We start from the raw sequence: 21,466 nt of genomic DNA on the forward strand, positions 1-21,466 counted from the left end.
TATATATATTAATACAGTTAATACGGTTGGCTGAAAGGAAGCGAAGCGATGTTTACGATTGATACGAGGAGTCGTATACCGATTTATGAGCAGCTGATGAGCAAGCTGAAAGAACTTATTATTCGTGAAGTGTGGAAGGAAGACGAACAGTTGCCGTCCGTCCGTTCACTTGCCCAGGATTTAACGATTAATCCGAATACGATTCAAAAGGCGTACCGCGAATTGGAACGGGAGGGATATATTTACTCTATCCCAGGCAAAGGAAGCTTTGTCTCCCCTGTGAAAAAAGAAATGAGCGAGGAGCGGATGATGGTGCTGAAGAAAGAACTGGAGAGAATTGTCGAGGAAATTTTATTTTTAGGCGTACCAAAAGAAGATGTGATCCGTTTGATCGAAAAAATGGATGTGCCGGAAAGGGGGAGCGAGAATGATAACAGCTGAACAAGTATCGAAGCGATTCGGGCGCTATGAAGCAGTCAAAGATGTATCTATCCATGTAAAAAAAGGGTCCATTTACGGATTGCTCGGTTCGAACGGAGCTGGAAAAACAACGTTTCTAAAAATTATTACTGGCGTCATCCGGCCAGATAAAGGTATGACCAAAATCGAAGGAGTGTCTATTTATGAAAGGCCAGAAGTGAAAGAAAGAGTATTGTTCATTCCTGATCAACCTTATTTCTTTCAACAGTCAACGCTGATGCAGATGGCTTCTTTTTATAAAGCAGTTTACAAGAGATGGAATGGTGAACGATTCCAACAACTGCATGGGCATTTCTCCCTTGATCCGCATGCAAAGCTTTCGCGAATGTCAAAAGGGATGCAGCGACAGGCCGCTTTTATCTTAACTTTGTCTGCCATGCCGGACGTGCTTGTACTGGATGAGCCATTTGACGGCCTTGATCCTGTCGTGCGTCAGCAAGTGAAGAATCTGCTTATCCAGGATGTGAGCGAAAGGGAAATGACTGTTATTGTCTCTTCTCACAATTTGCGCGAGATGGAGGATTTTTGTGACAGTGTCGGTATTATGCATAAGGGAGGGCTCCTGTTTGAACGCGAATTGGAAGAGTTAAAGACAGACGTCTGCAAGGTGCAAGTAGCCTTTCGCAAGGTGCCGGATCAGGTGTTTCTTGACGGCCTGGATCTTCTTCACTACGAGAAGCGGGGGCGTGTATTTATTTGTATCGTGCGCGGGCAAGAGGAGGACATTCACCGGCATGTGCAAGTATTTGAGCCGGCAATATTTGATATCCTGCCGCTAACTCTTGAAGAAATATTTACATATGAAATGGGGAGTGTCGGCTATGAAATCCGGAATCTTATCGTTTAATAAAGGGCTGTTTCAGCAGCATGCCCGTTCTGTTTTATGGATCAGTGTCTTTTTTGCACTCGCACTGCTGATCGTCCTGCCACTTGGGATGTGGATGGTCTTTATGAATGCAGAATCGCTGGAAAGCTATCTCCCTCCTAAAGGGAAAAATGGAGTCTTTACTTTTTCTTATCCTTTCCAATACATTACTTACCTTATTTTTCCGGTTATTACAGGATTAATTTTGACTAGCTATATGACGAAAAAAGGGTCCTCTGATTTTATGCATAGCTTGCCATTCAAGCGGCAAACATTGCTGACGCATGTATACGCAGCCGGCAGTGTGGCGCTGATTCTTCCGATCCTGCTGACTGGAATTGTACTATTGGCCCTGCGCTCATTTATTACACCGCCGCTCTACACAGTAGGTGATGTTTTTGGCTGGATTGGCCTTTCGCTATTAATTGTGTTATTGCTGTTCGCCGTCACTATTTTTGTTGGATTATTTATCGGTGCCACGCTGCTCCAGGGTGTGATGGCGTACGGTGTCCTTATTTTACCGGGTGCGCTCATTATGCTCGTCTTAGGAAATGCTCGCTTTTTCATTAATGGACTTGCGGCAGATGTTTATATAGATAGAGTGATGACCGAAGGGATTTTTCTAGTGAGGGCCGCGTCAATTTTAGAAAGGCCGTTCAGCAGTTTAGAACTTGCTTTATATGCTGGATTGATTGTTCTGCTCGTTGCTGTTTCTTATTGGATTTACAAAATAAGACCGGCAGAAGCAGTGGATGAAACGATTGCTTTTCCTTTTTTCCGGACGCTATTTATTTTTAGTCTTACCTTATTTGCGATGCTCGCAGGCGGACTGTACTTTGCTGAATTTCTTGATGGCGCATTCGGATGGACGATGCTTGGCTATCTCATCGGAGCATTCGCTGGTTATACCGTTATGCAAATGATTGTTCAGAAAACGCTGCGGCTCTCCTGGCCGTGGAAAGGGTTTGTTCTTTATGTTGTCGCACTCGCCGTGCTGCTTATACCGACTGCAATTGCTGCAAGTATGTATGAAAAAAGGCTCCCAGCAGAAAGCGATATTGCGGCAGTATATGTGGGAGACAATGTGGATTATCATTCGATGGATCTTCCTAATTCTATGGCCATTAACAAAAACAGGGTGGCAGAGATGGAAGAAAAAGAATCCATCCGTCAGGCTGTCTCCCTCCATGAACAGTTGATAAAGAATGGGGAGCCCTCTAAACAAAGAGGCTATCAAGTTGGAATAACCTATAGGTTGAAAGACGGCAGCCGGATAGAGCGGCAATATTATCTGAAGGATGAGCAGTTAACTGAAATGACGAAGGGATTAAGAAACAATCAAGAGTTTAAACAAACAACTAGTCCTATATTTGCCATTTCCCGACCGGAAAAAATCAGTTATTTAGCGGTCACTGATTTTCGTGGAACGAGAGAGCTGCGTGTCACTGAGCGGGAAGAGATGCAAGCGTTGATGCAGGCACTTAAAAATGACATTTTAACTGAACCCTCACGCCAATTTAAAGTAGATGACTTTTCTCAAGTGGGAGAAGTGCAATTTTGGTTCACCGACGGACAAATGATGTCTGTGCCAATCTATATGGATCAAAATCAAACAATGAGTTACATTCATGGAAAAGTAAAAGGCGGCAATAATTTTGCTTCAGCTGATCAGGTCGAGGAAGCATATATTTTAACTACCAATACAAGGAAGCGCCGCCAGCAGTTAATTAGTTATATATATGATACCTCTTTCAGTGAGAAGGAATCGGCACTGAACGACATTCCGGTGCCGGCGGAAAAAGTGAAGGACTTTAATCAACTGAAGCAATTGATGAATCCTAAACATTTAGAACAAGAGAGCAACAAGACCTTATTAGTCAGATGGAAAGGAAGCAGAGAGGTATCCGTCGTTGGAGTAAAAGAATAATAGAAAAACATCCTGCGGTGCCGATAGATAGTAAAGGTACTTAATGTTAAAATATTAAACTAGTATAACCCCGTTCTAAATTCAGAACGGGGTAAAATACAGTTATTCAGATTTAAATGTAAAAAATAATGCAGCGGATTTAAATATATAACCATAAAGCTGCTTAAATCTGCATACTGTTCAGTTATTGTTCCTGTTTATTCAATAATTCGCAAGTGTGTTTTTTTAAGTTTTAAGTACATTTAAAAGATCTTGTGGTTCTTCCAATATGTAATGAGCGGATTCAAAGCCCTTGATTGCTTTGGCCCCCCATAACGCTAAAGCAAATTTTGCACCAGCCTGTTGTGCGCATTGCATATCATAAATAGAATCGCCTATATACAATGAAGCTTCGGGTTCGCACCCCAGTATTTTGAGGCATGTTAAAAGAGGTTCCGGATGGGGTTTATGTTTTTCTGTATCGTTTGCACAAATGGTGTGATCAAAAAATGGGCGTAAGCCGAACGGGTCAAATTCATCCATAAGTTCCTGTTTTGTTTTGGAAGTAACAATGCCTGTTTTTATCTTACTCTGATGTAAATAATGAATCACTTCTTCCAGACCAGCAAATATAGAAACTTCACCAGAAAAATCGAGCACGGCCTTAGACCATTTTAAATGAATCCGATCTATATCCGAGATCTGCAACTTCTTTAACGTTTCTTTACCAGGAATGCCTAAGGAAAATCTTAATTCCTCTAACGGATACTTCTTCCCTTGTTCTTCTCTTAAAATCTTTTGCAGAGACTTTAGTATCGCTCTTTCTGTATCTAGAATGGTTCCATCTACATCAAAAACTACACACTTAAACATGTTTCATCCCCCCTTGTCTTCTTAATGTATGCTCATTTTATCACACCAATTAGGTAGGAGTGTTTAGCGGTTGGTTCAGCCGTTCCCCAGTCTAATTGCCGCTTGACCTTGGCGTGGTAGCCGTGGGTTTCTCGGCAGTCTTCTTTTGTCGAAAAGAAAATTTAAAATTGTTTGAAAATAGGGTTTCCATTTTGTGATGGCTGTTATATAATACAATCATAAGATAACAACTGTGTTATAACAAAAAGGGGTTAATATACGAACAACAGCGGCATTAAAGGGGTATTGCCGAATAGAAGTAAGCAGTGCTGTTACATAATTTTTTAAAACAGCTATTGCGCAACAGTCATAAAAAACATATGGGAGGAATTAAAATGACAAACGAACGCGTACAACAATTACAAGAACAATGGGAAAAGGATGAAAGGTGGCAGGGGATCACTCGCCCGTATTCTGCAGAAGAAGTGATTAAGCTGCGTGGATCGATCGATATTGAACATACATTGGCACGCCGCGGAGCGGAAAAGCTATGGAACTACCTCCATACAGAAGGCTTTATCAATGCTCTTGGTGCTTTAACAGGAAACCAGGCTGTCCAACAAGTAAAGGCCGGGCTCAAAGCTATTTACTTAAGCGGCTGGCAGGTGGCGGCGGATGCCAACCTTTCCGGCCATATGTACCCAGACCAAAGCTTATACCCTGCGAACAGCGTTCCAAGTGTAGTCAAGCGGATTAACCAAGCGTTACAGCGTGCTGACCAAATCGCTCATATGGAAGGCGACGATTCCATTGATTACTTTGCGCCGATCGTGGCAGATGCTGAAGCAGGATTTGGTGGCCAGTTGAACGTGTTTGAATTAATGAAAGGAATGATCGAAGCGGGTGCAGCAGGTGTTCACTTCGAAGATCAGCTTTCTTCAGAGAAGAAATGTGGTCACTTGGGAGGAAAAGTTCTTCTGCCAACTAAAACAGCCGTGAAAAACTTGATTGCCGCCCGCCTTGCGGCTGATGTTATGGGAACACCAACCATTCTTGTTGCCCGTACAGATGCGAATGCCGCTGACTTGATCACAAGCGACTTTGATCCGGCGGATGCTCCATTTATTACTGGTGAGCGGACACCGGACGGCTTCTACCGTACAACAGCAGGCCTTGATCAGGCGATTGCCCGCGGTCTGGCGTATGCTCCGTATGCAGACCTTATCTGGTGTGAAACATCTGAACCAAACCTTGAAGAAGCACGCCGCTTTGCTGAAGCGATCCATGAGAAATTTCCTGGAAAAATGCTTGCTTACAACTGTTCGCCTTCTTTCAACTGGAAAGCGAAATTGGATGATGAAACAATCGAGACCTTCCAAGTGGAGCTTAGCAAAATGGGCTACAAGTTCCAATTCGTTACACTTGCAGGCTTCCATTCTTTGAATCACAGCATGTTCCAATTGGCGCTTGGCTATAAAGACCGTGGCATGGGTGCTTACTCCGAACTGCAACAGGCAGAATTTGATTCCGAAAAAGACGGCTATACAGCTACGCGTCACCAGCGCGAAGTTGGTACTGGTTACTTTGACCAAGTATCGATGGTTGTCTCGGGCGGTGAGTCTTCCACAACAGCCCTAAAAGGCTCAACAGAGGAAGAGCAATTCCAGACACAATCTTAATAAGAAAAACTGCCTCCCATTTGTTTGGAGGCAGTTTTTTACACTGGAGAAGAAGGGAACTGCGAACGGCAAAATAAAGTAACTGTAAAGAATAATAGAGTTAGTTAATTTTTCACATAAAAATATAAGAGCCTTGCTACATTTTATTGTGTAGGAAGGCTCTTTAGAGTTGATTAGTTTATACGTCCGCACTCAAAAATTAATAATAAAGTTGCTTCATTCTGCTTCAACTAACGCACCTGATTGCTGAAGTAAAATTTCTCACCATTTTTTATGTTACAACGGTGCGGGAGTATGAATTTGTTCGTCAAAATTTAATTCTAAAAGTTGGCCTGCGTGAACTAAACCAGAACCAAAACCATACATGAGAACCCTGTCTCCATTTTTAACTTTTCCCTCACGGATTCCAAGATCAAGAGCTAAAGGAATAGTTGCAGCGGAAGTATTTCCAAAGTTGACTAGGCTATAAAGAGTTTTTTCCATCGGAAATTCTAATTTCTCGCAAATCGGTTCAATGAGTCGCAAGTTAGCACTATGAGGTATAAACCAATCAACTTGTTCTAAACTTGTTCTCGTTTTTTCTAAAATTTGTTTTACACTATCAGGAACATTCCTTACAACCCATCGAAAAACTTCCCTGCCGTTTTGCACAAGATATTGAGTATCGACTAACTCAATTCCATTGACCTTTTTGGATAATCCAGAACGGTATACATGCTGTGCGCCGCTTCCGTCACTTCCCAGATTGAACCCAATAAAACTCTTTGATTGTTCATCCTTTTCAACCAATACCGCACCAGCACCATCACCAAATAAAACACATGTACTTCTATCGCTATAATCTGTAATTTTTGAGAGTGTATCTGCTCCAATAACAAGCACCTTTTTGTGGAGTCCAGAGGCGATAAGAGAATGGGCCGTATGCAATGCATAAACAAACCCTGCACATGCCGCACTTAAATCCATGGCCCCTGTTCGAGCAATATTTAAACGGCTTTGTATGATACTTGAAACAGAAGGAAATGGGAAGTCTGGTGTACTCGTTGCCACAAGAATCATATCTACATCTTCAACGTTTTTGTTGTATCTTTGCATTAAATTCCTTACGGCAGCTTCACATAAATCGCTGGTAAATTCATCAGGACGGCTAATTCTGCGTTCATGAATCCCTGTTCTTTGAATGATCCACTCATCATTTGTTTCAACCATTTGCTCCAGTTCAACATTGGTTAACTTTTTTTCGGGTACGTATGTACCAATAGCAGTTATTCTCGCACCTATCATAGAATCCACCCCTTATTTTTATTTGCAATCTAGTGTTAATACCTAGTGCTAATTATAGCGATTTATGTGATGAAAAATCAATTTAAATTCCTTTTTTTATAACAAATGTTTACTCCTTATTGAAGTAACTTGCTTTGTTAGCCCAATAAAAATTAAACCGCTTGATCATCACTTAACAGTAAATAGACTTCTTTTCATGGAAGCTATTTGAATGAAAGAAAGAGTGATAAAATAAAGGCTGGAGAAATCCGTTGAAATATTGCTAGTGAGCCTTAATATTTGATAAGATGAATAGTATTGTGACCGTTTTATATTTTTCTTGGAGGTGAAGGAAATTGTCACGAATTTCCGAAGAGCAAGTTAGACACGTCGCTCATCTTGCACGTCTGGCTATATCAGACGAAGAGGTGGAAACATTTACAGCTCAGCTCGATAGCATTATTCAATTTGCTGAGCAGTTGAATGAACTGGATACAACAGGTGTGAAACCAACGTCGCACGTATTGGACATGAAAAATGTACTGCGCGAAGATAAATCTGAACCAGGATTGCCGCGCGAGGAAGTATTGAAAAATGCTCCAGATCACGAAGATGGACAAATCCGGGTACCGGCGATCATTGAGTAAGGAGAGAACAAGATGTCATTATTTAATCATACGTTGACTGAGCTTCATGACCTTTTACATAAGAAAGAAGTATCCATTCCTGATTTAGTGGATGAATCTTATAAAAGAATTAGCGAAGTAGAAGATAAAGTCAAAGCATTTATTACATTAAATGAAGAAAATGCCCGCAAACAGGCAGAAGCCTTGCAGGCGAAAATTGGCACCGATGAGGCAAAAGGATTGCTGTTCGGCATGCCAATTGGCATTAAAGATAATATTGTGACAAAAGGGTTGCGCACAACGAGCGGCAGCCAAATTTTAAATAACTTTGATCCAATCTATGATGCCACAGTTATGAACAAGCTGAATGAAGCTCAAGCGATTACGATTGGAAAACTTAACATGGATGAATTCGCGATGGGATCTTCGACAGAAAATTCTAGCTATCAAAAGACAGCGAACCCATGGGATTTAAGTAGAGTACCAGGTGGTTCGTCAGGTGGTTCGGCTGCAGCGGTTGCGGCAGGGGAAGTACCGTTCTCACTCGGTTCCGATACAGGTGGCTCGATCCGCCAACCGGCCGCTTTCTGTGGGGTTGTTGGCTTGAAGCCAACATATGGGCGTGTGTCCCGTTTCGGCTTGATCGCTTTTGCCTCTTCTTTAGATCAAATCGGACCAGTGACACGCAATGTAGAAGATAACGCCCGTTTGCTTGAGGCCATTTCTGGTTTAGATCCAATGGATGCCACTTCTGCTAATGTACCAGTTGATACGTATTCGGATGCCTTGACAGGTGATATTAAAGGTTTACGGATTGCTGTGCCAAAAGAGTACCTTGGCGAAGGGGTCTCAGAAGACGTGCGTCAATCTGTATTGGATGCTTTGAAAGTGTTAGAAGGGCTCGGCGCGACATGGGAGGAAGTCTCTCTTCCACATTCTAAATATGGACTTGCTACTTATTATTTATTGTCTTCTTCCGAAGCGTCTTCTAACCTTGCTCGTTTTGACGGTATCCGTTATGGCTATCGCACTGAGAATGCAGAAAACTTGATTGATCTTTACAAAAAGACACGTGCAGAAGGCTTTGGCGATGAAGTAAAGCGCCGTATTATGCTCGGTACATTTGCTTTAAGCTCTGGCTACTACGATGCATACTATAAAAAAGCTCAACAAGTGCGTACATTAATCAAAAAAGACTTTGAGGACGTATTTGAAAATTATGATGTCATTATCGGGCCAACTACACCGACACCAGCTTTTAAACTTGGTGAAAATATTGATGATCCGCTAACGATGTATGCGAACGATATTTTAACGATTCCTGTTAACCTTGCAGGAGTTCCGGGAATTTCCGTGCCGTGTGGATTCTCAGGCGGTATGCCGCTTGGTCTGCAAATTATCGGCAAGCACTTTGATGAGAAAACTGTTTACCGTACGGCTTATGCATACGAGCAGGCAACTAATTTTCATCAACAGAAACCATCGCTGTAAGGGGTGACACACATGAACTTTGAAACGGTTATTGGGCTAGAAGTCCACGTAGAGCTGAAAACAGAATCTAAAATCTTTTCTTCTGCTCCCGCTCATTTTGGAGCAGAGCCAAACACAAATACAACAGTCATCGATCTTGCTTATCCAGGTGTGCTCCCTGTTTTAAATAAGCAGGCAGTCGAGTTTGCGATGAAAGCGGCTATGGCATTGAACTGCGAGATCAATACGGAAACGAAGTTTGACCGTAAAAACTATTTTTATCCGGACAATCCGAAAGCTTATCAAATTTCGCAGTTTGACAAGCCAATCGGTGAAAACGGCTGGATTGAAATTGAAGTAAATGGCCAAAAGAAAAAAATCGGCATTACTCGTCTTCACTTAGAAGAGGATGCTGGGAAATTAACGCACTCCCGTAACGGTTATTCGCTCGTTGACTACAATCGTCAAGGCACACCGCTCGTTGAAATCGTCTCTGAGCCGGATATCCGCACACCTGAAGAAGCATATGCATATCTTGAAAAATTAAAGTCCATCATTCAATATACAGAAGTATCTGACTGTAAAATGGAAGAAGGGTCCCTTCGCTGTGACGCGAACATTTCTCTTCGCCCATACGGCCAGGAGGAATTCGGTACAAAAACCGAATTGAAAAACTTAAACTCTTTCAACTTTGTTAGAAAAGGACTAGAGTATGAAGAAAAACGCCAGGCAGATGTATTGTCTACCGGTGGTGTGATCGATCAGGAAACACGCCGCTTTGATGAATCTACAGGCAAAACATTGCTTATGCGTGTAAAAGAAGGCTCGGATGATTATCGTTATTTCCCTGAACCGGACCTCGTTGAGCTGTACATTGACGACGAATGGAAAGAACGTGTCCGCGCTTCGATTCCAGAGCTGCCGGATCAGCGAAAAGAGCGTTATATGAATGAACTTGGTCTGCCGGCGCATGATGCGAACGTGTTGACCATTACTAAAGAAATGTCTGACTTTTTTGAAGCGACTGTTCAAAAAGGAGCCGATCCTAAACTAGCCTCTAACTGGCTCATGAGTGAGGTGTCCGCTTACTTGAACGCCGAAGGAAAAGAGCTAAGCGAGGTTGCACTGACACCGCAGAACTTAGCAGGAATGATCGCTTTAATTGAAAAAGGCACGATTTCTTCTAAGATCGCGAAGAAAGTCTTTAAAGAGCTTGTAGAAAACGGCGGCGATCCGGAAACGATCGTTAAAGAAAAGGGCCTTGTGCAAATCTCCGATGAAGGCGAATTGCTCAAGTTTATTACAGAAGCACTTGATGCGAACCCGCAATCCATCGAAGACTTTAAGAATGGTAAAAGCAAAGCAGTCGGCTTCCTTGTCGGTCAAATTATGAAAGCCTCTAAAGGACAAGCCAATCCGTCTGTACTAAATAAACTATTGCTCGAAGAAATTAAAAAGCGTTAAATAGGAAGCCTCTCAAGCTGTCTGCTTGAGAGGCTTTTTTAGATAAAGCGTGCATGATGCTGGATATAGTGCTTGCAATTTATGATAAAAAAGCAAACTCTTGATGAATAGAGGATGATTCATGAAAAAGTGCGGGTAATTCCAGATATATAGCTAATCATTCATGATAAAAAGTTGAATTCTTGATAAACAGCGAGTAATTCATAAGAAAGCGAGTCTAATTCCAAATATAAAATCTACAATCTCTGATAAAAAGTTAATCCTCAGATAAATAGCGGATAATTGATGAGATCGCCTCTCCTATCCTAGATATCTTCCTCATGATCCCTGATAAATCGCAGACTTTTCTCTAAAATAGGGGATTTGCCCTAAAAAGAAGCGATCGATATGATCAGTGGTGCTATGATTGTCAAAGAACGCAAGGTTCCGGTGAAAATATTGAAGCTGGAGGCTCTCCTGCGAAGGCTGCCTGATCACCATATTAAAAGACCTCTCATTGAAGAAGAGTTAGCGATTTCGAAGGCAGGGCTTCGTAGGGAACAGTCGATTGATTTTTATCTAGAAATCGATCCGAACCCACGTCACTTTTTCCTTCATGATCTCCGGCTGCGAGTGCGCGATCAATTTTTCCAGATAGATACATTACTCCTCGCTCCTGGCTATTTATTGATTATGGAAATGAAAAATATAGCAGGAACAATTCCAGCAAATGATCCGCATTATGGAGGGAAAAGAAGAGAGGTTTCTTAATCCTGTTTTACAAACAGCCCGTCAAAGAGTATTGCTGCAGGAATGGTTTGCACAGTATAAGCAGCCTAGCCTAAAGATTCATACGATAACTGTTTTTACCAACAAGAAAGCAATTATTAAGTCCTTTAAGCACAATCTCCAAGTGATCCAACTGGGACAGCTTCCTTCTTTTTTAAGCTCCTTGGATGAAAAATTCGCCAGCAAGACGCTTACGAACAGGGATCAGCGAACACTTTCCTCCTTCTTTGTTCAGCAACATGTCCCTCTTGAGATCGATATTTTGCAACGTTTTCAGCTGAAAGAGGAGGACTTAATAAAGGGAATATCTTGTCCTCAATGTTACAAGTTTTCTATGGTACGTCACCTTCGAAAATGGCATTGTCCAGCCTGTCTGTTTTCCACGCGTGATGCTCATGTTCGTGCTCTTCAAGAGTACTTCCTCTTATTGCACTCTACAATTACAAATCGCCAGCTACGTGAATTTTTTCAAGTTCCTTGTCCATGGCTCGCTCATTATCTCCTTTCCTCTATGAACTTAATCTCCGAGAGTAAAAACAAAGGAAGAAGATACATGTTAAATTTTAATTCCTAGTTGACAGATAGGCATTAAAGGATTAAACTGTATATAACCTATAAAAATAATCGGAATTGAAAGGGGAGCCAACTATGAAAGAACAATTTGCAGTTATTCCAGGAGCAGAATCATTTTACTTTGAAGGAAATGACATTGGGATCTTGATTTCTCATGGATTTATTGGAACGCCGCAAAGTGTACGGTTTTTAGGAGAACAACTTGCGAAGCAGGGATTTACCGTATTGGCTCCCCGCTTAAAAGGACATGGCACTCATTATCTTGATATGGAGAAGTGCACACATGAAGACTGGTATAAAAGCTTAAAGCAAGGCTATTGGCAATTAAAGAAGCGAGGAAAAAGAGTATTTGTGATGGGACAATCGATGGGGGAACCTTAGCATTAAAGCTTGCGGCTGAATACAAAGACATTGAAGGGATGATTACGATTAATGCGGCTTTAACTCTTCCGGCTTTTGAGTATTTAAGAGGCTCTTCCGCTCCTCGGTTTATAAAAGAGGGCGCTCCTGATATTAAGGCAGAAGGCATTCATGAAATTACGTATGAAAAAGCGCCAGTCCGGGCGATCCATGAGTTGCAGGAATTAATGGCTGAGACCCCAACGGTCCTCGGTGAAATTGAGGTTCCTGCCCTATGCATTAAATCTTTTACAGATCATGTAGTTCCTCCTGAAAACACAGTCTTTATTTATCGGGCACTGTCTTCGAAGAACAAGCGGCTTGTGACACTGCCGAACTCTTATCATGTCGCTTCTATGGATCATGACAAGGAATTTATTGTTGAGCAAGCGGCCCGCTTTATCCGCACCTATGCTGCTGTTCATTCTTATGCAGCTGTAAAATAACTCATTATTTCACCTCTCTAGCCTAGAGAGGTGTTTTATTTTGGTTTTCTGCTGCATAAAAAGAGGTAAATACAAAAAGATAGAATAAAGAGGTGAAGAGAATGAAAAAAGGGTGGGGCCCGCTTATTATTATTGCGATTATCGTTGTTATATTGGCGGCGATGCTCATATCAAGCTACAACGGTATGGTTGAAAAAGAAGAGGATGTCGACCAGGCATACGCACAGGTAGAGAATCAATTGCAGCGAAGAATGGACTTGATTCCGAACTTAGTAAATACAGTAAAAGGATTTGCGAGTCATGAAAAAGAAGTGCTGAAAAATGTGTCCGATGCTCGTGCTAAGCTGGCAGGAGCTGGTTCTCCGAAAGAGCAGGCTGAGGCGAATGATGAGCTATCGGGAGCGTTGAGCCGGTTGCTTGTCGTTGTGGAAAACTATCCGCAATTAAAGGCGGATGCTAATTTCAGACAATTAATGGATGAGCTCGCCGGTACAGAAAATCGGTTAGCTGTTGCTCGTCAAGATTATAACGCTCAAGTAGCAACATTTAATAAGAGAGTAAAACGATTCCCTGGTTCATTAATGGCGGGTATCTTCGGCTTCGATGAAAAGGAATACTTCAAAGCAGAAGCGGGAGCGCAGGAGGCACCAAAAGTAGACTTTGAAGGTGTGCAGCAATGATGAAAAAAGCTGCTTTCTTTTTGGCAGCAGCAATTCTTTCTATTCAAGCTTTTGTTTTGCCTGCTCTGGCAGCGCCGGCTCCGCGAGGCGACATTTATGTCCAGGATTTTTCAGGTGTATTGTCTGTTGAGCAAAAAGCCGAGCTTGTCCAACTGGGCAGGCAGCTTGAAGATGCGACCACTGCTCAAGTCGCTGTGCTGACCGTACCAACGACGGAAGGGAAGCCAGTTGAACAGTACGCCAATGAGGCGTTTCGCCAATATGGAATTGGCAGCAAAAAAGAAAATAACGGTGTGCTACTCGTTGTGACCACTGAAGGAGACAAGGGAAAAAGAAAGGTCCGAGTAGAAGTCGGCTATGGACTCGAGGGAGCTTTGCCTGATGGAAAAGTCGGCCGGATTTTAGACGAGTATGCGTTTCCTTATTTGGAGAATGAAGAACCAGCCGAAGCGATTATGAACACTTATAAAGCTTTATATAATGAAACGGCTGCTGAATATGGCTGGGATGGTCATGCGGCAGAAGCGACTCCTTACCGGGCTGATGAAGGCATAGGGATCAACCCTTTTCTGCTTATCATTATTGCCGTGGTTGTTATCTTTCTCGACATGAAGTTTTTTGGCGGCTTTTTAACACAAATCTTTTTTGCTATTCTGTCTCGCGGCGGCGGGGTGGCGGCCCACGAGGAGGAGGTGGCGGCTCCTCAGGTGGAGGAGGTGCCGGAAGAAGCTGGTAAGTATATAAAGGAGATAAAGAAGGTGACTCACAAAGAGTCACCTTCTTTTAGTTGCCGGCTGTTTTTTCATAAGCAAGCTCTTTAATGGTATCGACGAGTATAGCTGCCGCTTGCTCAATTTCCTCATCTGTTACATTTAAAGGAGGAAGCAAACGAATCGTATTCGTGCCGGCTGTTAAAATTAACAGTCCTTTGGCGCGTGCTGCCGGAATGAACGGTGCTGCTTCCTCATTCATTTCGATGCCGATCATCAAGCCTTTGCCTTTCAATTTTTTTACTTGAGGGACAGAAGACAGGGCACCTGCGAGCAGGGAGGAAAGCTTGTTGCCTTTTCTTGTTACTTCTTCTAAAAAGCTGCTTTCAAAAATTGTTTTAAGTGTTTCTTTTGCTGCAGCAAGAGAGACAGGATTGCCCCCGAATGTAGAGCCATGCGACCCTGGTGAAAAGGCTTCGGCCAATTCTTTTTTACCGATGATCGCACCGAGTGGCAGGCCGCTGGCAATGCCTTTAGCGCTTGAAACGATGTCCGGATTAAGTGCAATATGCTGGAAGGCAAAGGGTTTGCCGGTACGTCCGATCCCTGTTTGAACTTCATCCACAATGACAAGTGAGCCATTGTTATGAGCAAGCTCCTCAGCCTGGCGCAGAAATTCCGGTTCACCGGCGTTTAGACCGCCTTCGCCCTGAATCACCTCAAACATAATGGCGGCTGTTTCTCCGTCGATGGCTTTCTTCAAAGCTTTGAGATCATTGAAAGGGACGTATTCAAATTTCTCAAGCATCGGGCCGAAGCCGGTTTTTATTTTTTCTTGACCGGTCGCTGCCATTGTGGCAAATGTGCGTCCATGGAAAGAATCAACAAACGTAATTACTTTAGGCCGGCCAGTTGCTTTACGAGCCAATTTGATCGCTGCTTCATTCGCTTCTGCTCCACTGTTAGCAAAAAAGACTAAGTCAAGTCCCGAAGCGGTTGCCAATTGTTTGGCTACTTCTTCCTGAAGCTCAATTTGAAATAGGTTAGACGTATGCCAAAATTTTCCAATCTGGTCCTGCACCGCTTGTTTCACATTGTCCGGCACATGTCCAAGGTTGCATACACTGATGCCGGTCGTAAAGTCTAAAAATTTTTTTCCGTTATTATCTGTCAGCCAAGCCCCTTTAGCTGAAACTGGCGTGATATCCCAGCGGGCGTACGTTGGAAATAAACTGCTCATATTGTCACCTTCTCCTTTACAAACTTTGTTCCGAGCCATTCTCCCTGTTCATAAAAGGCTTTTTTGCCAGAAACGATATGTACGCTTTGCACATGGTCAGAAAAAGCTTTTAGAGCAGACTGTACCTTTGGAATCATTCCGCCGCTAATGACCCCAGTATCAATGAGTGCTTCTGTTTCTGCTTTAGTGAGCGCTGGGACAAGCTGGCCGTCTTTTAATACGCCATCGACGTCAGTTACCATAAGAAAATGCTCAGCCTGCAGGGCATTAGCCACCGCACAGGCAGCATGGTCCGCATTGATATTTAATACCGTTCCGTTTGGTCCTGCTGCAAGCGGGGTCATCACAGGAAGCAGCTGCTCCTCGCATAATAATTGAATAAAATGGCTGTTTACTGTTGTTACATCGCCGACATAGCCAAGTTGCTCCTGATTGATAAAGTCAGCTTTCAGCAAGCCATTGTCACTTGAATTTAAGCCGATTGCTGGAATGCCGTGTTCTTCAAGCATTCTGACCAGCTTGCGGTTCAAGCTGCCAGCTAAAGCTAGTTCAGCCGTCTTAAGCACTTGTTCAGATGTCACACGCAAACCGTTTTTAAACTCACTCTTGACTTGCAAGGCTTCGAGCATGGAGTTAATTTCAGGTCCGCCGCCATGCACGAATACGATGGCAAATCCTTGCTCTTTTAATTCTTTCATGCTGTCAAAAAATGATTCCGATAGCTCGCTCAGTACACTGCCGCCGCACTTCACAACGATGGTTTTCATAAGCTCCTCCTTGTTAAAAGATAGCAAGGAGCCAGTGGTCTGCAGGCTCCTTTTATAAAAAATTATGTTCTGTAACTCGCATTAATTTTGATATAGTCATAGGAAAGGTCACAGCCCCAGGCTAAACCGTGCCCCTCGCCAAGGTGAAGATTTACTGTAATCTTGATTTCTTCTTCTTTTAGATACTCAATGACCGCTTCTTCTGAGTAATCAGCTACTTCGCTTTGAGAAAGGATCGGATAGTCGCCGATTGAGATGTCGATCGTTTCAGGGTTAACTTCAATATCGCTATAGCCAATGGCACTAATAATTCTGCCCCAGTTAGCGTCGGCACCGTACACTGCTGTTTTAACGAGATTGGAGCCGACGACTTCCTTAGCTGCTTTCTTTGCATCTTCATCGGACACAGCACCAAGCACTTCTACTTCAACAAGCTTTGTAGCACCTTCGCCATCACGGGCAATCTTTTTGGCGAGCTGCTCACTGATTTCATGAAGCATGGAGAGAAAGACTGGCCACTCCGGATGATCAGGAGATAGAGGGGAGTGGCCTGCCAGGCCGTTTGCCATCACGACGACCGTATCATTTGTTGATGTATCGCCGTCTACTGTGATTTGATTGAATGTTTGATCAGTAATCTCACTCAAAGCCGTTTGTAAATGATCCGCAGAAACCACCGCATCAGTGGTTACGTAAGCAAGCATCGTGGCCATATTTGGATTGATCATCCCTGAGCCTTTGGCAGCGCCGCCCATCGTGACGGTTTTTCCATCAATCGTTGCTTCTACAGCCCATTTTTTGGTTGCCAGGTCAGTCGTTAAAATGGCGGCCTCAAACTGTTCAGCAGCGGCTGCTTCTGGAATGGGTTGCAAATTCGCAATACCAGCTTTCATTTTATCCATTTTCAAATATTCACCGATGACACCAGTTGAAGAAACGGCAACTAGGTGTTCAGGGATATTTAGATGTTCCGCGAGCCATTGGCGTGTTTGATAAGCGTCAGCAAGTCCGCGTTTTCCTGTGCAGGCATTGGCACAAGCGCTGTTTACTAAGATGGCTTGCAGCTTATTTTCTACTGCTAGGCTGTCTTTTGTTACTTTAATCGGTGCTGCCTGAAAATGGCTTGTCGTATAAACGGCTGCACTTTGGGCGGGTACTTCACTGAAGATAACGCCTAAATCGTTTTTAGAATGACGCAGGCCAGCGTGCACCCCGGCAGCAGAAAATCCTTTTGGTGAGACAATGGATCCTTGAGGCAGCACTTTTATATGGGTAGTTTCCTTTATCGCATGCATAGGTTATTTCCTCCTAAAGAAAGTTATGGATACATCGGGAATCCACGTAAGCCAGCGGTTTCTTCAAAACCGAACATTAAGTTCGCATTTTGGATGGCCTGGCCTGCAGCGCCCTTCATTAAGTTATCAATGACTGAGACGATCGTTGCTCTGTTTGTCCGTTCATCAACGGCTACTCCAATGTCGCAGAAATTGGAGCCGGACACTTCTTTCACACCCGGAAACTCGCCGGGCGGCCGGACTCTCACAAAAAAGTCGTTCTGATAGGTTTCTTCGTATAGCTGATGCAATTCTTCCGTAGTCATTGGCTTTTTCATTTCAGCATACATGGTTGTCATAATTCCACGGGTGATAGGTAAAAGGTGAGTAGAAAAAGTAATTGGGCTGCTGCTGTTATCCCAGAGGTTCAATTGCTGCTCAATCTCGGGGATATGCTGATGTTGATTAACCTTGTAGATTTTAAAGTTATCATTCATTTCGGCGAAGTGGACAGCAAGTGAAAGTCCGCGGCCGGCACCAGATACACCGGATTTGGCATCGATAATAAGGCCGGTGCCATCAATCACTTCCGCCTGAATAGCTGGCGCAAGACCGAGTAAGGCAGCTGTCGGATAGCAGCCTGGATTGGATAGAAGGACTGCATCTTTGACCGCTTTCCGATTCCACTCCGTTAAGCCATATACGGCTTGCTCCAGTATGTAGGGATCAGCTGGCTGTTTTTTATACCACTTTTCATAATGTTCTGGATCTTTTAAACGAAGATCCCCTGATAAATCAATGACTTTCGTGTTATTTTTCAAGAGCTGAGGCGACAGGGTAGTTGAGGCTCCTGAAGGGACGGCTAAAAACACCGCATCGCATTCGCTCGTAATTTTTTCTGCATCAATTTTTCTTAAAGGCAAAGGACAAATATCTTTTAAATGAGGATAATCATCCGTTGCTGGTACTTGATCCTTGCTCGATGAATATACAGAATGAAGGGTGAAATTTGGATGGTTGGATAAAAGGCGTATAAGTTCAATTCCTCCATATCCAGTGGCCCCGATAACTGCTGCTTTCATTGTGTCCTCCTGTTGTATTTTTATTTATTAAATTACATAAATATTAATAATTTTTTATAATTATAAATTGGTTAGCGAATTAAATCAACCACTTTTAGAAAAAAGCTCTGCTTTATGAGATAATAAAGAAAGGAGCCCAAGTTATTGATCATTTAACGCCGACCTGTATGCGATAGTCATAATTGCTATGATCCGTTCGCGCTCCTCATTAGGTTGTGCGTGTTGGAAGATAGGTTCTGATGAGTTTTTGAGTATCAATCAGAGAGTTTGTCTCTACCTTGGAAAGCTTTTTATAAATAAGGGAAGAATAAAAGGGTTTCTGGAGAGAATAGCGAATAACAAACGAAGAAGTATGAGGCTTCTTAATTAATAAGCGGAGGAAAAGACCATGAATTTGATGGATTGGTTTCAAAAAGGCATCCCGACGGATGTATATATTGAAAATATGAAAGAGAATAAGGAAAGAGTTAAACAAATTCAATCCTCTTTTCAAATTCAAAAGGATGAAGCTTCTTTCTTAACAGGCTTGCAGACAGAACAGCTGAAGGTCATTGTATTGACGGAGGATTGGTGTGGCGATGCCATGCTGAATGTACCAATCCTGCTAGAAATTGCTCGTCATGCTGGCATGGAAGTGCGCTTCTTATATAGAGATCAAAATTTAGAACTCATGGATCAATATTTGACGAATGGAACGTCCCGGGCAATCCCGATCTTCATCTTTATGAACGAACAAGGTGAAGAAAAAGCAGTATGGGGGCCGCGTGCTCAGGAGTTACAAGAGCTTGTAAACAGCAAGAGGTCCAGCTTGCCGCCTCTTGATCATGAGGAGTTTGCGGACAGGCAGAAAGAGATGTATAAGGAGTTGCAAGAAGCATACCTTACTAAAAGGGAGCTATGGCAGGAAGTGTACCGAAGCATCAAAACATCATTAGCTGAGCGGCTGTTTTAACTTTATTTGAAGGCAGGCTTTCGGGAAACTTCCCAAGCCTGTTTTTTTATGAAGTGTCATACAGGAAACGATTCCATTTTCATGTTACGATAAACAAAAGAATTAAGAAGGTGGACATATGGATGCTGTATCAGCATATTTAGAACAGCTGAAAATTAACAGGGAAAAACCGAGCTTGAATTATTTACAGCGGCTTATCCAGCATCATTTGTCGCTGATCCCATATGAAACATTTAGTAAATTTCATTATTTTAATGAGCAGGGTTGCCAAGTGCCGGGTTTTACCGAGTTCGTCATGAATCTGAAGAGCAGGGGATGGGGAGGCACGTGCTATTCATTGAATATGAACTTTGCAAGGCTCCTTGAAGAATTGGGATTTTCATGTTCATTCGTACGCGTGCTGCCGGGACATGCAGCGATCATGGTTCATATGGCCAACAAGGAATTTTATGTAGACGTTGGCTATGGCTCCCCGATCACACGGCCCATTGAATTAAATAGCCGCCCGAAACACGTTCTCCATGGGTTTGGAGAAGAAATTATTTTCACAAACCGCAACGAAAAAAGATTTCAGCTTGAACGGAGGTCCCATGGAAAGACGTTCGTTACAAAGCAGATCATTTGGGAGGCTCTTACGGAAGAAGAGCTCCAGCAAGACATTGAGGCATCCTATAAGGATTGTGATAGCAATATTACGATGCGGCGGATCTCAGCTGTTCGTTTTCAAGGAAATAACTGTTACTTTTTACGGAATCATACGCTTAAAGTAATGAATTACCGGGATATCCGGGAGTATCATTTTCGTGAGCCGACTCAGTGGAAGCGTGCAATAGTAGAGGCATTCCGGATTGATGAAAAGGGAATGGAAGAGTCACTCAGCTTTTTAGCTGATAGGGGCATTTACTTATTTGAATAGTTGTCAGAAAAGGAGAAATAGCTTTTTTCCAAAAAAAGTAGTAAGATATAAAGCGGAAATATGAGTGGTAAAATTAAACATGATTATAAATTGAGACTGGGATGGATAGAGATGAAAAGAGCAAGAATTATTTATAATCCTACTTCAGGGCGCGAACTGTTCAAGAAGCATTTGCCGGAGGTATTGCAAAAGCTTGAAGAAGCGGGCTATGAAACATCCGCTCACGCTACTACCGGAGCAGGAGATGCGACGAGAGCCGCTGAAATTGCGGTAGAGCGCCGGTTTGATGTGGTGATTGCTGCTGGCGGTGACGGAACGTTGAATGAAGTCGTCAATGGTTTAGCGGGACAGGAATATCGCCCGAAATTTGGTGTGATTCCGATGGGGACAACCAATGATTTTGCCAGAGCTTTAAAAATTCCCCGTGACATTGATGGAGCTGTAGACATCATTACAGCTGGGAAAACCATTCCGGTCGATATCGGACGAATGAATGATAAATACTTTATTAATATTGCGGGCGGCGGGCGCCTGACAGAGCTGACATATGAAGTGCCGAGCAAACTAAAAACGATGATCGGTCAATTAGCGTATTATTTAAAAGGAATTGAAATGCTTCCTTCCATTAAAGCATCTGAGGTAACGATTGAATATGATGGCAAGCTGTTTGAGGGAGAGGTCATGCTGTTTTTAATTGGGTTGACAAACTCGGTTGGCGGTTTTGAAAAGCTGGCACCGGACTCTTCTGTGAATGACGGTCTGTTTTCTTTATTAATTCTAAAGAAAACTAACTTGGCTGAATTCATCCGGATTGCTACGCTCGCTTTGAGAGGCGAACACTTAAACGATCCTCATGTCATTTACACGAAAGCAAATCGCATTAAGATTCATGCGCCGGAAAAAGTGCTGCTGAATCTTGACGGTGAACCGGGGGGCTCATTGCCTGCTGATTTTGAAAATTTGTATCGCCATCTTGAAGTATTTGTTCCTGTTGATCAACTTCGCCCTCAAGATCGAATTTATTAAGCCATGCAAAAACTGCCGAAAAAATTCG

The 21,466-nt window shown here is 42.9% G+C and carries 19 protein-coding genes and 2 pseudogenes; 15 read left to right on the top strand and 6 right to left on the bottom strand.

Annotated elements, in window-relative coordinates; genetic code table 11:
• Positions 1–48: 48 nt before the first annotated feature.
• From CJ483_RS16330 to CJ483_RS16340, 3 genes are read left to right on the top strand one after another with little or no spacing between them, the layout of a single operon-like run.
• Positions 49–441, top strand: coding sequence for a GntR family transcriptional regulator (locus tag CJ483_RS16330; protein ID WP_120036189.1), 393 nt, complete (start codon positions 49–51; stop codon positions 439–441).
• A complete protein-coding gene (locus CJ483_RS16335; RefSeq protein ID WP_120036190.1) occupies positions 428–1,327 on the top strand; it encodes an ABC transporter ATP-binding protein in 900 nt (299 codons plus the stop codon). The genes CJ483_RS16330 and CJ483_RS16335 overlap by 14 nt, the downstream gene beginning before the upstream one ends.
• The gene (locus CJ483_RS16340; RefSeq protein ID WP_120036191.1) at positions 1,302–3,272 is read left to right on the top strand and encodes an ABC-2 transporter permease; all 1,971 of its coding nucleotides are present in this window, start codon (positions 1,302–1,304) and stop codon (positions 3,270–3,272) included. The genes CJ483_RS16335 and CJ483_RS16340 overlap by 26 nt, the downstream gene beginning before the upstream one ends.
• Positions 3,273–3,497: 225 nt before the next feature.
• Here CJ483_RS16340 and CJ483_RS16345 read toward each other — a convergent pair whose 3' ends face one another.
• Positions 3,498–4,124 carry an HAD family hydrolase gene (locus tag CJ483_RS16345; RefSeq protein WP_120036192.1) on the bottom strand — a complete coding sequence of 209 codons (627 nt, stop codon included), beginning with the start codon at positions 4,122–4,124 and terminating at the stop codon, positions 3,498–3,500.
• 374 nt (positions 4,125–4,498) lie between these two features.
• Between CJ483_RS16345 and aceA the strand changes: the two genes are divergently transcribed.
• Positions 4,499–5,782 (top strand): isocitrate lyase, encoded by a 1,284-nt coding sequence (gene aceA, locus CJ483_RS16350; protein ID WP_120036193.1) that lies wholly within the window; start codon positions 4,499–4,501, stop codon positions 5,780–5,782.
• A gap of 276 nt (positions 5,783–6,058) precedes the next feature.
• Here the strand turns inward: aceA and CJ483_RS16355 are convergent, their stop codons facing one another.
• The gene (locus CJ483_RS16355) at positions 6,059–7,066 is read right to left on the bottom strand and encodes a ketoacyl-ACP synthase III (RefSeq protein WP_120036194.1); all 1,008 of its coding nucleotides are present in this window, start codon (positions 7,064–7,066) and stop codon (positions 6,059–6,061) included.
• Positions 7,067–7,401: 335 nt separating this feature from the next.
• Between CJ483_RS16355 and gatC the strand changes: the two genes are divergently transcribed.
• The 8 genes and pseudogenes from gatC (at position 7,402) to CJ483_RS16395 (ending at position 14,207) form a co-directional block, all read left to right on the top strand.
• Positions 7,402–7,692, top strand: a complete 291-nt coding sequence (gene gatC / locus CJ483_RS16360; protein ID WP_120036195.1) for an Asp-tRNA(Asn)/Glu-tRNA(Gln) amidotransferase subunit GatC — start codon at positions 7,402–7,404, stop codon at positions 7,690–7,692.
• A gap of 12 nt (positions 7,693–7,704) precedes the next feature.
• The gene (gene gatA, locus CJ483_RS16365; protein ID WP_120036196.1) at positions 7,705–9,162 is read left to right on the top strand and encodes an Asp-tRNA(Asn)/Glu-tRNA(Gln) amidotransferase subunit GatA; all 1,458 of its coding nucleotides are present in this window, start codon (positions 7,705–7,707) and stop codon (positions 9,160–9,162) included.
• A 12-nt stretch (positions 9,163–9,174) separates the two neighbouring features.
• A complete protein-coding gene (gene gatB, locus CJ483_RS16370) occupies positions 9,175–10,605 on the top strand; it encodes an Asp-tRNA(Asn)/Glu-tRNA(Gln) amidotransferase subunit GatB (RefSeq protein WP_120036197.1) in 1,431 nt (476 codons plus the stop codon).
• 387 nt (positions 10,606–10,992) lie between these two features.
• Positions 10,993–11,355 carry a nuclease-related domain-containing protein gene (locus tag CJ483_RS16375; RefSeq protein ID WP_120036198.1) on the top strand — a complete coding sequence of 121 codons (363 nt, stop codon included), beginning with the start codon at positions 10,993–10,995 and terminating at the stop codon, positions 11,353–11,355.
• Positions 11,315–11,947 (top strand): hypothetical protein, encoded by a 633-nt coding sequence (locus CJ483_RS16380; RefSeq protein ID WP_142927237.1) that lies wholly within the window; start codon positions 11,315–11,317, stop codon positions 11,945–11,947. Before CJ483_RS16375 ends, CJ483_RS16380 begins: the two co-directional genes overlap by 41 nt.
• A gap of 74 nt (positions 11,948–12,021) precedes the next feature.
• Positions 12,022–12,791 (top strand): annotated as a pseudogene (locus tag CJ483_RS16385) (alpha/beta hydrolase).
• Between the two features lie 101 nt (positions 12,792–12,892).
• Positions 12,893–13,471, top strand: coding sequence for a LemA family protein (locus CJ483_RS16390; RefSeq protein ID WP_120036200.1), 579 nt, complete (start codon positions 12,893–12,895; stop codon positions 13,469–13,471).
• Positions 13,471–14,207, top strand: a pseudogene (locus CJ483_RS16395) (TPM domain-containing protein). Before CJ483_RS16390 ends, CJ483_RS16395 begins: the two are co-directional and overlap by 1 nt.
• Positions 14,208–14,254: 47 nt before the next feature.
• Here CJ483_RS16395 and CJ483_RS16400 read toward each other — a convergent pair.
• From CJ483_RS16400 to argC, 4 genes are all read right to left on the bottom strand, one after another.
• Positions 14,255–15,421, bottom strand: coding sequence for an acetylornithine transaminase (locus CJ483_RS16400; protein ID WP_120036201.1), 1,167 nt, complete (start codon positions 15,419–15,421; stop codon positions 14,255–14,257).
• A complete protein-coding gene (gene argB / locus CJ483_RS16405; RefSeq protein WP_120036202.1) occupies positions 15,418–16,188 on the bottom strand; it encodes an acetylglutamate kinase in 771 nt (256 codons plus the stop codon). Before argB ends, CJ483_RS16400 begins: the two co-directional genes overlap by 4 nt.
• 62 nt (positions 16,189–16,250) lie before the next feature.
• Entirely contained in the window at positions 16,251–17,483 is a 1,233-nt protein-coding gene (argJ, locus tag CJ483_RS16410; RefSeq protein ID WP_120036203.1) for a bifunctional ornithine acetyltransferase/N-acetylglutamate synthase, read from the bottom strand.
• Positions 17,484–17,506: 23 nt separating this feature from the next.
• Complete coding sequence (argC, locus tag CJ483_RS16415; RefSeq protein WP_120036204.1) at positions 17,507–18,544, bottom strand: N-acetyl-gamma-glutamyl-phosphate reductase; 1,038 nt, start codon at positions 18,542–18,544, stop codon at positions 17,507–17,509.
• 388 nt (positions 18,545–18,932) lie between these two features.
• On the opposite strand from argC, the gene CJ483_RS16420 reads away from it, so the two are divergent.
• From CJ483_RS16420 to CJ483_RS16430, 3 genes are all read left to right on the top strand, one after another.
• On the top strand, positions 18,933–19,496 hold the full coding sequence (locus CJ483_RS16420; protein WP_120036205.1) for a thioredoxin family protein: 564 nt from the start codon (positions 18,933–18,935) through the stop codon (positions 19,494–19,496).
• A gap of 118 nt (positions 19,497–19,614) precedes the next feature.
• Complete coding sequence (locus CJ483_RS16425; RefSeq protein ID WP_120036206.1) at positions 19,615–20,412, top strand: arylamine N-acetyltransferase; 798 nt, start codon at positions 19,615–19,617, stop codon at positions 20,410–20,412.
• Between the two features lie 111 nt (positions 20,413–20,523).
• Positions 20,524–21,438: a diacylglycerol kinase gene (locus CJ483_RS16430; protein WP_120036207.1), complete on the top strand. Its 915-nt coding sequence runs from the start codon at positions 20,524–20,526 to the stop codon at positions 21,436–21,438.
• Positions 21,439–21,466 lie beyond the last annotated feature (28 nt).

This window comes from Bacillus sp. PK3_68 (assembly GCF_003600835.1).
Classification (GTDB): Bacteria; Bacillota; Bacilli; order Bacillales; family Domibacillaceae; genus Pseudobacillus.